This is a genomic window from Clostridium sp. RTP31139st1_H3_RTP31139_211217, from assembly GCF_040227035.1.
Lineage (GTDB): Bacteria > Bacillota > Clostridia > Clostridiales > Clostridiaceae > Clostridium > Clostridium saudiense.
Genome location: NZ_JBCOAB010000001.1, coordinates 165,722 through 179,225, shown reverse-complemented (window position 1 = coordinate 179,225; position 13,504 = coordinate 165,722). Strand labels below are relative to the sequence as shown.

The 13,504-nt window shown below is 26.7% G+C and carries 12 protein-coding genes and 1 CRISPR repeat array; of the genes, 11 read left to right on the top strand and 1 reads right to left on the bottom strand.

Features of this window, described 5'->3' with window-relative positions:
* Positions 1–48 precede the first annotated feature (48 nt).
* Positions 49–1,472: direct repeats of the CRISPR family, unit length 30 nt; unit sequence ATTTAAGTAGTACCATATTGGAATGTAAAT.
* A 412-nt stretch (positions 1,473–1,884) separates the two neighbouring features.
* The 3 genes from queC to ABUA17_RS00880 all read left to right on the top strand — a co-directional run bounded on the left by queC (position 1,885) and on the right by ABUA17_RS00880 (position 4,546).
* Complete coding sequence (gene queC, locus ABUA17_RS00890; protein WP_195951342.1) at positions 1,885–2,541, top strand: 7-cyano-7-deazaguanine synthase QueC; 657 nt, start codon at positions 1,885–1,887, stop codon at positions 2,539–2,541.
* A gap of 123 nt (positions 2,542–2,664) precedes the next feature.
* Positions 2,665–3,090, top strand: a complete 426-nt coding sequence (locus ABUA17_RS00885) for a MarR family winged helix-turn-helix transcriptional regulator (RefSeq protein WP_052330659.1) — start codon at positions 2,665–2,667, stop codon at positions 3,088–3,090.
* A 73-nt stretch (positions 3,091–3,163) separates the two neighbouring features.
* Complete coding sequence (locus ABUA17_RS00880; RefSeq protein WP_195951341.1) at positions 3,164–4,546, top strand: MATE family efflux transporter; 1,383 nt, start codon at positions 3,164–3,166, stop codon at positions 4,544–4,546.
* A 74-nt stretch (positions 4,547–4,620) separates the two neighbouring features.
* Here ABUA17_RS00880 and ABUA17_RS00875 read toward each other — a convergent pair whose 3' ends face one another.
* Positions 4,621–5,271, bottom strand: coding sequence for a hypothetical protein (locus ABUA17_RS00875; protein WP_207743027.1), 651 nt, complete (start codon positions 5,269–5,271; stop codon positions 4,621–4,623).
* 294 nt (positions 5,272–5,565) lie between these two features.
* On the opposite strand from ABUA17_RS00875, the gene ABUA17_RS00870 reads away from it, so the two are divergent.
* The 8 genes from ABUA17_RS00870 to ABUA17_RS00835 all read left to right on the top strand — a co-directional run bounded on the left by ABUA17_RS00870 (position 5,566) and on the right by ABUA17_RS00835 (position 13,355).
* Positions 5,566–7,062, top strand: a complete 1,497-nt coding sequence (locus tag ABUA17_RS00870; RefSeq protein WP_154820669.1) for a glycoside hydrolase family 43 protein — start codon at positions 5,566–5,568, stop codon at positions 7,060–7,062.
* Positions 7,063–7,680: 618 nt separating this feature from the next.
* Entirely contained in the window at positions 7,681–8,475 is a 795-nt protein-coding gene (larE, locus tag ABUA17_RS00865; RefSeq protein ID WP_154820670.1) for an ATP-dependent sacrificial sulfur transferase LarE, read from the top strand.
* 86 nt (positions 8,476–8,561) lie between these two features.
* Positions 8,562–9,755 carry an MFS transporter gene (locus tag ABUA17_RS00860; protein ID WP_349818022.1) on the top strand — a complete coding sequence of 398 codons (1,194 nt, stop codon included), beginning with the start codon at positions 8,562–8,564 and terminating at the stop codon, positions 9,753–9,755.
* A 198-nt stretch (positions 9,756–9,953) separates the two neighbouring features.
* Positions 9,954–10,544 carry an MFS transporter gene (locus ABUA17_RS00855; RefSeq protein WP_052330660.1) on the top strand — a complete coding sequence of 197 codons (591 nt, stop codon included), beginning with the start codon at positions 9,954–9,956 and terminating at the stop codon, positions 10,542–10,544.
* A gap of 102 nt (positions 10,545–10,646) precedes the next feature.
* Complete coding sequence (locus tag ABUA17_RS00850) at positions 10,647–11,291, top strand: ABC transporter permease (RefSeq protein WP_042398219.1); 645 nt, start codon at positions 10,647–10,649, stop codon at positions 11,289–11,291.
* A gap of 2 nt (positions 11,292–11,293) precedes the next feature.
* Positions 11,294–12,190 carry a glycine betaine ABC transporter substrate-binding protein gene (locus ABUA17_RS00845; RefSeq protein WP_288160823.1) on the top strand — a complete coding sequence of 299 codons (897 nt, stop codon included), beginning with the start codon at positions 11,294–11,296 and terminating at the stop codon, positions 12,188–12,190.
* Between the two features lie 22 nt (positions 12,191–12,212).
* Complete coding sequence (locus ABUA17_RS00840) at positions 12,213–12,956, top strand: ATP-binding cassette domain-containing protein (RefSeq protein WP_195951338.1); 744 nt, start codon at positions 12,213–12,215, stop codon at positions 12,954–12,956.
* 84 nt (positions 12,957–13,040) lie between these two features.
* Entirely contained in the window at positions 13,041–13,355 is a 315-nt protein-coding gene (locus ABUA17_RS00835) for a hypothetical protein (protein ID WP_042398224.1), read from the top strand.
* The last annotated feature ends 149 nt before the right edge of the window (positions 13,356–13,504 follow it).

Genomic DNA, 13,504 nt, shown 5'->3' with positions numbered 1-13,504 from the left:
TGGAATGTAAATTGTTTAATGGAAGTATTATAAAAGATGGTAAAATACATTTAAGTAGTACCATATTGGAATGTAAATCAATTAAAGATGATATTGCAGAAGCCAATATATCTGAATTTAAGTAGTACCATATTGGAATGTAAATATAGCCTTATTAACTAATCCTATAACTGCATTTAATATTTAAGTAGTACCATATTGGAATGTAAATGTAATATTACAAGTGTTTGTTTTAATGAAGTTGAAGATTTAAGTAGTACCATATTGGAATGTAAATTTTACAAAATCAACTTTAAGATTTTCATGAGATTGGATTTAAGTAGTACCATATTGGAATGTAAATCCGAATACCTACAGGAACAACGAGGCTATGCAGATGAATTTAAGTAGTACCATATTGGAATGTAAATGAGGGTGCAAAATATTTGTTTGTATGGTATGGAGCAATTTAAGTAGTACCATATTGGAATGTAAATTTAGGTACAGAAGATCTATCAACATTACAACTATATGATTTAAGTAGTACCATATTGGAATGTAAATTGTTTAATGGAAGTATTATAAAAGATGGTAAAATACATTTAAGTAGTACCATATTGGAATGTAAATTAATATTTCGCAAACTTAACCACTTCACTTGATCTTATTTAAGTAGTACCATATTGGAATGTAAATTTGAACTTCCACTTGCTCCTAATAAATACCCTGGTAATTTAAGTAGTACCATATTGGAATGTAAATCATTATTTATAACTCCCCCATCTGTGAAAGACTTTTTATTTAAGTAGTACCATATTGGAATGTAAATTAGGTTGTATATCCTGTATTAGTTCTTTTAATCCATATTTAAGTAGTACCATATTGGAATGTAAATTAAAGAATGTTTGAGAAGAGGTTTCCTGTACTGGTGCATTTAAGTAGTACCATATTGGAATGTAAATTTTCTGAATCAGAAATAATAGTAGGGTAAACTTTTAATTTAAGTAGTACCATATTGGAATGTAAATCCACTTAAATTTGGAATTGGTTTATAGTTATAATTTGATTTAAGTAGTACCATATTGGAATGTAAATCGGTTGAATATGTCTTTTATTTCCTCTAAATATTCGATTTAAGTAGTACCATATTGGAATGTAAATGTAATATGTCTTTATTTTATCGCTGTATTGATAATTATTTAAGTAGTACCATATTGGAATGTAAATATTGATAAGGGCTTATCAACTAAAAATTTAAAGTTAATTTAAGTAGTACCATATTGGAATGTAAATCTGGGTCTGATGAAGAATTAAATTTTATGTCTAGATATTTAAGTAGTACCATATTGGAATGTAAATGAAGTAATGACAATTAAAGATGTACAGGAATTTCTTAATTTAAGTAGTACCATATTGGAATGTAAATTTATATACAGAAATAAACTCACTAACTACCTCGGTTAATTTAAGTAGTACCATATTGGAATGTAAAAGAGAGATATGAAAAGAATATAAAAGAAATATTTGTAAATCTAAAAGTTTAAGAAATTTAATAAGATTGATGACTTTTAAAAGTTAATAATATTTCATTATTTGTATAGAGTAAATACAGCGGATAAAGTACATTTAATGAATATAACATCAAAATATATATTTAAAAATACTAAACTAATAAAAGTACTAAAGAAAATTTGAAAATTACCATAAGGTATATTATACTAAAAAATGAAAAACTTAATATGGACAGTTCATTAAGACCATCCTGTCCTTAAACAAAACTAGGCTAAGAAATATTAAATAGATTAAAAAGTTAAGGTTTATTTTATTATGCTAGTTTGTGTAATAAAATAAACCTTTTTTATTTAATAAAATAAGGCCTAAAAATATTAAATAGGAGTGATAAGTATGAATAAGAAAGCAGTAGTTGTATTTAGTGGAGGCCAAGATTCTACAACATGTTTATTTTGGGCCCTTAAAGAATTTGATGAAGTAATAGCAGTTACCTTTAATTATAATCAGAGGCATAGCTTAGAAATTGAGTGTGCAAAAAATATTGCAAAGGAATTAGGGGTAGAGCATCATATTTTAGATATGGATTTATTAAATCAATTAGCTCCAAATGCTCTTACTCGTAATAATATAGAAATAAAAGAAGGAGAAGGCAAAGAGCCACCATCAACTTTTGTTGAAGGACGTAATATGTTATTTTTAACTTTTGCTGCAGTTTTAGCAAAAGTAAAGGGGGCAAAACATATTGTAACAGGTGTATGTGAAACAGATTTTAGCGGATATCCTGATTGTAGAGATGTATTTATTAAATCACTTAATGTTACACTTAATTTAGCTATGAATTATGATTTTGTAGTTCATACTCCTTTAATGTGGATAGATAAGGCACAAACTTGGGAACTTGCAGATAGCTTTGGAAAATTAGATTATATTAGAGAAAAAACTCTTACTTGTTATAATGGAATAATAGGTGATGGATGTGGAGAGTGTCCAGCTTGTAAATTAAGAAGAAATGGTCTAGAAAAGTATTTAAAAATAAAAGACAATAAATAATAGCATAAATTTATTATTAAAATTAGGACTTATAAGAACATGTAATTATAAAAATTCAATCGCATACTATTTACTTTTATAATTTTAAATAGTATATTATGTATGTAGATTGGAGTGATATAATTGGATATAGATAATACTTGTGGAATGTTAATTAGGCAAATACACAATTCATTAGAAAAAATGTCAAATAAAGATTTAAAGGAAAAAGGATTAACTCTTGTACAAGTGTCAGCATTGTTTAGTATAAATGATACTGCAGAAAAGAAAGTAACATTTAAAGAGCTAGAAAAAATACTTCATCTTGCACAATCTACTACAGTAGGGATTATTTCAAGATTAGAACAAAAAAATCTTGTAACAAGCTATATTGATGATAATGATAAAAGAATTAAATATGTTAGAATTACAGAACTTGGTGAACAATGCTGTAAAGAAGCTGAAGATTCTATGTTAAAAACTGAAACATTCCTTTTATCTAATTTAACAGAAATAGAAAAAGTACTATTTAAGGATTTACTAGAAAAAGTTAATAATACTTTAAAATAAAATGCTCGTTTATATAAACGAGCATATAATAAAATATAATCAATCGTATGCGATTGAAATTGGAGGGATTATAATGGAAAACAATAACTCTTTAGAGGCATTTAATTCAATGCCAGTATCGAAAGCGGTAATTAAGAATGCTATTCCAGCTATGATAGCAATGTTAATGGTTCTTATTTATAATTTGGCAGATACTTTTTTTATTGGTCAAACACATGATGCTTATCAAGTTGCAGCAGTTTCTCTTGCAACACCAGTATTTCTAATGTTTATGGCTGTAGGTACAGTTTTTGGGATTGGTGGTACATCGGTAATTTCTCGTGCTTTAGGAGAAGGCCGTAAGGAATATGCTAAAAAAGTATGTTCTTTTTGTATGTGGTCATGTGTAATTGTGGGTATTGCAATGTCTTTAGTGTTTTTAATTTTTATGGATCAAATTCTTTCTTTAATAGGTGCAAGTAGTGATACTTGGGATTTTGCAAGAAGTTATCTTATTATTGTATCTTTAAGTGGTCCTTTTGTACTTATTTCAAATTGTTATTCAAATATTTTACGTGCTGAAGGTCAAGCAAATAAAGCTATGATGGGTCAACTTATAGGCAATTTTCTTAATATTATACTTGATCCAATTATGATTTTAGGATTTGGATGGAATATAAAGGGTGCAGCAATAGCTACTGTTATTGGTAATTTAGCAGCAGCATATTATATTCTTTATTTCATTAGGGGAAAATCATCTCTAAGTATAAATATTAATGATTTTTCAATTAAAGATAAAATATGTAGTGGTGTTTTAATTATAGGTATTCCAGCTTCTCTTGCGTCAGTTATGATGAGTATTTCACAAATTATAATGAACGGGCTTATGGCTGGATATGGCGATATGGCACTTGCTGGAATTGGAGTTGCAATGAAAGTAACTATGATTACAGGAATGATTTCAATGGGAATTGGGCAAGGAGTTCAGCCTTTATTAGGTTATTGTGTTGGTGCTAATACATGGGATAGATTTAAGAAAATAATGAAATTTTCATTGATATTTTCTTTCTTACTTGGCTTAATACTTACAGTTTTATGTTATTTGTTTACAAATTCAATAGTTAGTGCATTTTTAACCGAACCTAGTGCATTTGATTATTCTGTACAATTTTCAAGAATATTGCTTACAACAAGTACATTTTTTGGAGTGTTCTATGTATTAACTAACGCTTTACAAGCTATGGGAGCAGCAGTTTCATCTTTAATTATTAATTTAAGTAGACAAGGACTTATATATATTCCTGCATTATTTATTTTAAGAGAAGCTTTAGGAATAACAGGTCTTGCATGGTCACAGCCTGTAGCAGATATTTTATCTATTTTGATAGCAATAGTTTTATATTTATGGGTATCTAAAAAGATGATGAAATTAGAAGAGGATAAGGAATATAAAGAGTATAAAATAAATTCAAACTAACATGTATATAATATAAATATTTTATAGGCTATAGATAAAGTTATATAATTATCTATAGCCTATACTTATATAAGTTATTCTTCTAAACTAACTAGTTTTAAATTGCTTTTTCTGTTATCAAGAGGATTGTTGTTTATATGTTCAATCTTATGATTTTCTTCTCTTGGCATAATAATATCTTCAAGATGAATTCTTCCTTCAGGAGTATTTGCTACAACAGATATTTTATTATGAGATTTATGTAGCACCCAACTATATTTTTCATTGATAACAATAGGCAAATCTTCTTCAGATATTAAAGCAATACCTTCCTTTTTACCAAACTTATCTTTTAAAATAATAGAAACAACACCATCTTTTTTCTCATATTCATTCATAGTATTTTGATTAAAAATCTCTAAGTTACACTTTCTATTATCTAATGTATCACCATTAATATATCTAATAGGAGCTTTAGGATTTACATTTAATATAACACTTTGAAGACTTTGTTTTAATGGTTTAGATTTTTTATTCTTTTTTGTCGAACTAATATTTTGCACTATGTAATTATTATAATCTTTATTCCATTCTGCAAACCAAGTTCCCATATTTTTTATCTTTTCTAAATTTTCAAGATCAATTTTAGTTATAAGCTCAGTTCCATCTTTTTTTAATACTGTAATATAAGCAACATCTTCTTTTACTTCATAGTAGTTACCTATATCATTAATAATTTTATTCAATTTTAACACCTCACTAATTTAATTAAAGTCACATAAGTATAGCAAAGTATTGGAAGAAAAGCAAAAAAATAATGAAATTTAAGTTGTTCATTAGTTATTATATAGAAAATTTATAAAATCTATGTGTTTAAGGATAGCAATTGAATAATAAAAAAATATATGTATTTCATTACTAGAAGTTTGGGTATTTGATAGTGATGATTAATGATAATATAAAGATATTATTAAGGAGTAACGTTTACAAAGATAGTGTTATAATTGTAAATTTAGGTATTAATAATTGGAGGTAAGCAAATGAAATATAATAATCCTGTAATTAAAGGTTTTTATCCAGATCCAAGTGTTTGTAAGGTTGGAGATACATATTATCTTGTATGTAGCTCATTTCAATATTTTCCTGGAGTTCCCTTATTTGAAAGTAAGGATTTAGTTAATTGGAAACAAATTGGACATTGTTTAACAAGAAAGAGTCAAGTTCAACTTGATAAAATAAATAGTTCAGGGGGAGTTTTTGCTCCTACTATACGATATAATAATGGTCGTTTTTATATGACGACTACTAATGATACAACTCATCAGCACTTTTACGTATGGACAGATGATATTTATGGTGAATGGTCAGAGCCTATATATGTAGATCAAAGTGGAATTGATCCATCGCTATTTTTTGAAGATAATAAAACATATTTTATGAGTAATGGAATAGATGATTATGGAGTAAGTGGTATTGTTCAGTGTGAAATTGATATTGAAAGTGGTGAAAAGTTAACTCCAAGTAAAACAATTTGGACAGGATCAGGTGGACGTTATCTTGAAAGTCCACATATGTATAAAATTAATGGTAAGTACTATCTTGTTGCAGCAGAAGGAGGAACTGAATATGGCCATATGGTAACATATGCTAGAGCAGATTCTTTATATGGCAAATTTGAAGGTTATGAGAATAATCCAGTTTTGACTAATCGTAATTTAGGTGGATACGAAGTTCAAGGGGTAGGACATGGTGATCTTATTCAAGATAATTATGGTAATTGGTGGCTTTTACATCTTGGATTCCGCCAAAGTGGACAGTGGGAAGCTTATCATCATTTAGGACGTGAAGTTTTCCTAACTCCAGTTATATTTGGAGAAGATGGCTGGTTTACGGCAGGTGATAATGGAAGGACTACTAAGAGCTTTGAGATTAATTATATAAATAATGATGTAATTCAAAAAGAAAAGAAACATTATACATTTGAAAATACTAAGTGGGATAATGATTGGTGTTATTTACGTATTCCTAATAAGAAAAACTATAAGCTTGATAAAAATAAGTTAATATTAAAAGGTACTGATATTACATTAGATGATGTTGATTCACCTACATTTATAGGAATAAGGCAAAGAGATTTCAATGCTACTATATCATGTAATGTTGAGATTACAGATGGTGAAGCAGGTATTACTCTATATATGGATGAAAATCACCATTATGATTTAGCAATACGTAAGTGTGAAAATGGGTATGAAGCAATTGAACGTCTTAATATTGGTGATATAAAATCAGTTGAAAAATCTATCTATCTAGAAAATAAAAATAATATTTCACTTATCATTAATGCAAGTAATAGCTATTATAGTTTTTCTATTAAAAGTGAAAATGAAGAAAGTATTCTTGGATATGCTAAAACAAGATATTTATCTTCAGAAGTTGCTGGTGGATTTACGGGTGTTGTAATTGGATTATATGCATGTGCATCAAATTCTTTTAATTATGCTGAATTCACAAACTTTAAGTGCATGTATAAATAATATAAGTAATAATATTTAATTTGTGTAAAGTATGATTTATCAAATAAGTTATGATTATCGGTATTATAAAGAATAAAAAAGAAAAGATAAAATACTAATGACATAAGAGCAATGCATTAGTATTTTATCTTTTTAGAAAAAGAAGCTTTTGGAATCTTTTCCTCACTATTAGTATGTCAATATTATTAGAAAAAATACATAAAAATTAATAGCTAAATATATAAAAGTTTTTAAGATTAAAAATAATAAATAAAAAATACCAACTTTTCAGCTAAAGATACTTTGTGTCTTTTGAAGTTAAAATAGTCTAGAGGTAGGATAGTGATATTCTATTTCTAGATTATATTTTTATTTAATTTTCTTAAAGAATTAGTTTAATAATAAGTATTTAGTATCAATGATAATTTTATTTTTACTCTTCAATAATAGATAAAAAACATTGACTTTAGAGTTAACTTAAATGGTATAGTGTAATTATATAAATTATAAGAAGATTACCATAAAAATATTAGTAAATACAAAATATTTAAGAGGTTATATTTAGAAAAATATATAATTAACTAAAGATAATTTTAACAGTTTTATATAACTACTATATTATTATGAAAGGGTGAGATTATGAGAGAGAAGTATAATAATTTAATTAATAGTCTAAAGGAAAAGGGAAAAATATGTATTGCATTTTCGGGGGGAGTAGACTCAACATTTTTATTAAAGGTTGCACAAAATGTTTTAGGAGAAAATGTATTAGCTATTACAGTTAGATCTTCTATGTATCCAGATAGGGAATTAAAAGAAAGTAAGGAATTTTGTAAGTCACTTAAAATAAAACATATATTTTTAGATGCAAATGAATACAGTGTACCAGAATTTGTAGCAAATAGTAAGGATAGATGTTATTTTTGTAAAAAAGGTATATTTTCTAAGGTAAAGGAAATAGCCAAAAAAGAAGGTTTTGATATTGTTGCAGATGGAAGTAATTTAGATGATGAAGGGGATTATAGACCAGGAATTAAAGCATTAAAGGAATTAGGAATAATTAGTCCATTAAAAGAAGCGGGACTAACTAAAAATGAAATAAGAGAATTATCTAAGGAATTAGGCTTATCAACATGGGACAAGCCTTCTATGGCATGTCTTGCTTCAAGAATACCTTATGGTAGTGTAATAACAAGAGAGAAGCTAAAGAAGATAGAAATTGCTGAAGAATTTTTATTGAGTAATAATTTTAAGCAATTTAGGGTAAGGTATTATGATGATTTAGCTAAAATAGAAGTATTAAAAGAAGATATTCCAAAAGTGTTACAACTATCAGAGGTAATTATAGCAAAATTTAAAGAAATAGGGTTTAATTATATAACTCTTGATTTAGAGGGTTATAGAACTGGAAGTATGAATGAAACATTAAGGTAATTAAATACTCATTTAACTTAAGTAATAATAAATTATTTGTACACATAAGTTTATTATGAAGTATCGAAAATTTATTAGGAGAAACTATGAAAAATGAGTTTATATTAAATGATAAAAAATTTAGAGCGTTTTGCATATATAGGCTGCTTTTTGGAATAAGCTACAGCATTATGATACCAATAATACCACTATTCTTTAAGTCAATAGGAATGGAAACTGTAACTATAGGAATGGTAATTTCATTATATGGAGTAAGTAAGACAATAATGCAAATTCCCTTTGGAATTGTCTGTGATAAAATAGGGGATAAATTAACTCTAAAGTTAGCTTTATTGTTAATGGGGTTAGTACCTATTGGCTATATATTATCAAATACAAGCCTTCAGGCAGGAAGCTTATATGTTATTCAAGGTGCTATTCTTGGAATGGCAGCACCTGCAACTTATTCAGTACTTGCTAGGACATTGAATGTTAAAAGAAGAGGAGAGTGTACTGGCCTTGCTTCAGCAGTGTTTACTTTAGGTGGGGGAATAGGTGCTGCAATTGCAAGTTTTATATTAACAAAGTTAAATAACTTTAGTATGGCATTTAATATATCATCTCTTGGAATATTTTTTACATTAATATATGTAATCATTAGAGTTAACAAAGTAAAACCTATGAAAGATAAAGATAATAAGAAAGAGAGTATAAAGGAAATTTTATATGAAATAAGAAGAAGAAAATTTGTTTATAAAATTATTATTTTATCAAGTAGTGCCTTTTTAGGAGATTATATTTATTCGTGTGTTGTAGCATTAATTCATTTTTATGGACAGGATGTACTTCATGTATCAACGTCTTATACTTCTTCCATTATATCAGTATACTTATTAGTTTTTGGATTAGGTGCGCCAATAGCAGGATGGGTTAGTGATAAAATAGGAAATAAAAAGCAATTATTATATTCTTTTTTTACTATGAATTTTACATTGTTAGGTCTTATTATAACTAGAAATGTAACTATATTTACTATAATAATTATATTGTACTTCTTGGGTGCAACATATTTAAATGCTTCTGTACAAAGCTGTCTTTCGGAATTTGGATTATATCCTAAAATTAAAGGTTTTGTTTTTGGAGTTGTGGGGGCATCAGAGTCACTTGGATATGCAGTTGGACCACTGGTTTCATATTATATTTATGAATATAATAAAAATTATTTATTTTTAGGTTTATTAATGGTATCTATTTTTATTACTGCAATTTATGTGGTTTTATTCAATAAATCAGGAATATAAAAATATTAACTAAAAGAAAAATCAATATGAAATAATATTAGAGTATAAAAAAGCTATAGTGATAAATAATAAAATAAACTGACTTCTTAACTTTAGATAGGGATTTAACTTCATTTGAAGTTTAGAATTTGCTATCTATAGTAGGTTATTATGACTAGTCAGCAGATAAAGTCTTCCTTATAATCAAAGGGGTTTATTATGAATATAAAAAACAATATATTATTCACTAAAAAAGAGCTTTTATATTTTTGCATTCAAAGGTTTGCTTTTGGATTTAGTTATAGTTTAATGATACCAATAATACCTTTGTATTTTAATTCATTAGGAATAAGCACATTAATTATAGGTGCAGTTATGTCATCTTATGGTTTTGCAAAGGCTTTAATACAAATACCATTTGGAGTTGTTACAAATAAAATTGGGGATAAATTATTACTAATAATATCATTTATATTTATGATACTTTCCTTAGCTACATTATCAATTGTAAGAAGAATAAGCATATTTACAATAGCTATTATTATATATTTTTTAGGTGCAACATTTTTAAATTCAGGATTACAAAATTCACTTTTAAAGTTTGGAGAAGATAAGAAAAGTGAAGGAATTGTATTTGGATTTGTAGGTGCATGTGAAGCACTTGGATATGCAATTGGACCCTTAATATCATCATATGTTTATAATTTAAGTAAGGTATGGCTTTTTCCAGGGTTATTAATTTTTACTATAGGAGTATTTGCAATTTTTATAGTATTAAAAAAGAAAGCCTTTAACATAAAAAATTCCTAAATTTTAATTTAGGAATTTTTTTTTATATTAATAGTATTATATAATGAAGCATTTACTATGTTATTTATGAAGGTAAACTGATTTAAATAAGACTTATGGGAGGTGAAAAAGATTAGTGAATTAATAAAACTTTATATAGAAAGGTATGATTTCTTTTTAAAGTTAACATTAGAACATTTAAAAATTTCAGGAATTTCTATAATAATAGCAACTCTTATAGGTGGAATTTTAGGAATATTAATAAGTGAATACAAAAAAACATCAACATTAGTCTTATCCATAACAAACTTTCTTTACACTATACCATCAATATCTTTACTTGGTTTTTTGATTCCCTTTTCAGGAATTGGGAATACTACAGCAATTATTGCACTTACTATATATGCGTTACTACCTATGATTAGAAATACTTATGCAGGAATTGATAATATAGACAAGTCGATTATAGAATCAGCTAGAGGAATGGGAAGTACGGAATTTCAAATATTATATAAAATAAAAATTCCATTAGCAACAACAGTAATTTTAGCAGGTTTTAAAAATATGGTTGTAATGACTATAGCACTTGCTGGTATTGCATCATTTATAGGGGCAGGAGGTCTTGGTATTGCTGTATATAGGGGAATAACAACAAATAACCAAACCATGACTATAGCAGGAAGTTTATTAATTGCATTATTAGCTTTATTATGTGATTTAATTATTGGAGGTATAGAGAAAATAATAAAAAGAAAGTGGAGGTTATAAAGGTGAAAAAGAAGGGAAAGGTATTAATATGTATTTTGGCAATTTTACTAATTATTATTCCAGTAGGATGTTCTAAGAAGAGTGAGAGCCTAAAAATTGCTACAAAACCAATGACAGAGCAGTTTATATTAGGCGAAATGTTAAAGATAATTATTGAAGAAAATACAAATTTAAATGTAGAAATTACAAAAGGAATAGGTGGAGGTACAAGTAATATTCATCCAGCTATATTAAAGGGAGATTTTGATATGTATCCTGAGTATACTGGTACTGGTTGGAGTTTTGTTTTGAAGGAAACAGAAATCCCAGATGATGAAACTTTATATAAACAATTACAAGAAAAATATAATAGTGAATATGATTTAACTTGGGTTAATTTGTTTGGATTTAATAATACATTTGGGTTAGTAATAAGAAAAGATTTAGCAGAAAAGTACAATATAAAAACTTATTCTGATTTGGCAAAATATCCAGAAGAGCTTACATTTGGAGCTGAATATGATTTTTATGAAAGAGATGACGGGTTTGATGCTTTATGTGAAGAATATAATATGAATTTTAAAAAATCTGTAGATTTGGATATTGGTCTTAAGTATAATGCAATAAACTCTAAGCAAATAGATGTAATGAATATATTTACTACAGATGGTCAACTTTCAAATTCAGATGTTGTTGTTTTAGAAGATGATAAGGATTTTTATCAAACTTATTATTGTGGCACTGTAGTACGTAATGATACTTTAGAAAAATATCCAGAGTTAAAAGAAGCTATTATGAAGTTAGATAATATTATAAATGAAGAAGAAATGGCCAAGCTAAATTATTTAGTTGAGACAGAAGGACAAGATGAAAGTAAGGTTGCAAAAGACTTTTTAATAGAAAAAGGTTTGGTAAAGTAATCTTTTAAAAAAGGGAGATAATATGGAGGAAAAAAGCATTATAGAAGTCAAAAATATAAGTAAAATATATGGTAATAAAGTAATACTTAAAAATATAAATTTAAAAATTAATAAAGGTGAATTTATAACTGTAATTGGTAGCTCAGGGTGTGGTAAGACTACATTTTTAAAGCTTATTAATGGTTTAATTGAACCAGATGATGGAAAAGTTTATGTAGAAGGTAATGACATCTCAAAAGTAGATAAAATAGCTTTAAGGAGAAAAATAGGTTATGTTATTCAAGAAATTGGCTTATTTCCACATATGACTGTAAGAAAAAACATATCATATGTACCTAATTTAATAAAAAAAGAAAAAAAGGATAGCATTGAAAATAGAGTTAAAGAATTAATAAATAAAGTTGGGTTAAAAGAAGAAATGTTAGATAATTATCCAAATGAACTTTCTGGCGGGCAAAGACAAAGAGTAGGTATTGCAAGGGCCTTGGCAATTAATCCAAGTATCATTTTAATGGATGAACCATTTGGAGCTATAGATGAAATAACAAGAAAATTACTGCAAGATGAAATATTAAAAATTTATAAGGAATATAATATGACAATTATATTTATTACTCATGATATTAAGGAAGCATTAAAACTTGGAACAAGGATTATGGTAATGGATAAGGGGGAGTTAATACAAATTGATACACCAGAACAATTGATTAAAAATCCTAAGAATATCTTTGTTAAAGAACTTTTGGGTGATAATAAAATAAGCTAACTTTAATTTATTTATATTATAAGTTCATCGTTATATTTTAAAATACCTTTCATAAAATATACTATGAGAGGGGGTAACATATATATGAAAAATGAAAAGAATAAGATTCCGGATTTCAGAGTAGTTTTTTTAATGTTTGTATTTTTGGGGTTACCTATAATTGTATTTCTAAATTGGCTAACAATAAATAATGAAGTTAGCATACTTATCAAAATGATAACAATTATTATATGTGTATTTTTAATAACAGTATCATATAGAGCTATTAGGTATTTTTTCTTTAAGCATTGTGGAAAAACAAAAATAAATTTGGTTGGTTATATAGTAGTACAATGTGTATCTCTAGTTATTACATTAATTATGATGGGTATAATAGTAGCATGTATACAACTTTTATGAAGTGAATATATAAAATAGTTAGCAGTAGTAGATAAAAATCTAGTACTGCTATTTTCTTTTAGTAGGATAACATAATGTATCAACATAAATTAGTTATCATTTAAATGTATAATAAATTCATCAAGTATTTTTCCTTTTAAATCAATAGC

Bases quoted from the DNA above. Each gene is read 5' to 3' on its own strand.
- queC (WP_195951342.1), top strand. From the start codon at position 1,885: ATGAATAAGAAAGCAGTAGTTGTATTTAGTGGAGGCCAAGATTCTACA.
- ABUA17_RS00880 (WP_195951341.1), top strand. From the start codon at position 3,164: ATGGAAAACAATAACTCTTTAGAGGCATTTAATTCAATGCCAGTATCG.
- ABUA17_RS00870 (WP_154820669.1), top strand. From the start codon at position 5,566: ATGAAATATAATAATCCTGTAATTAAAGGTTTTTATCCAGATCCAAGT.
- larE (WP_154820670.1), top strand. From the start codon at position 7,681: ATGAGAGAGAAGTATAATAATTTAATTAATAGTCTAAAGGAAAAGGGA.
- ABUA17_RS00860 (WP_349818022.1), top strand. From the start codon at position 8,562: ATGAAAAATGAGTTTATATTAAATGATAAAAAATTTAGAGCGTTTTGC.
- ABUA17_RS00855 (WP_052330660.1), top strand. From the start codon at position 9,954: ATGAATATAAAAAACAATATATTATTCACTAAAAAAGAGCTTTTATAT.
- ABUA17_RS00840 (WP_195951338.1), top strand. From the start codon at position 12,213: ATGGAGGAAAAAAGCATTATAGAAGTCAAAAATATAAGTAAAATATAT.
- ABUA17_RS00835 (WP_042398224.1), top strand. From the start codon at position 13,041: ATGAAAAATGAAAAGAATAAGATTCCGGATTTCAGAGTAGTTTTTTTA.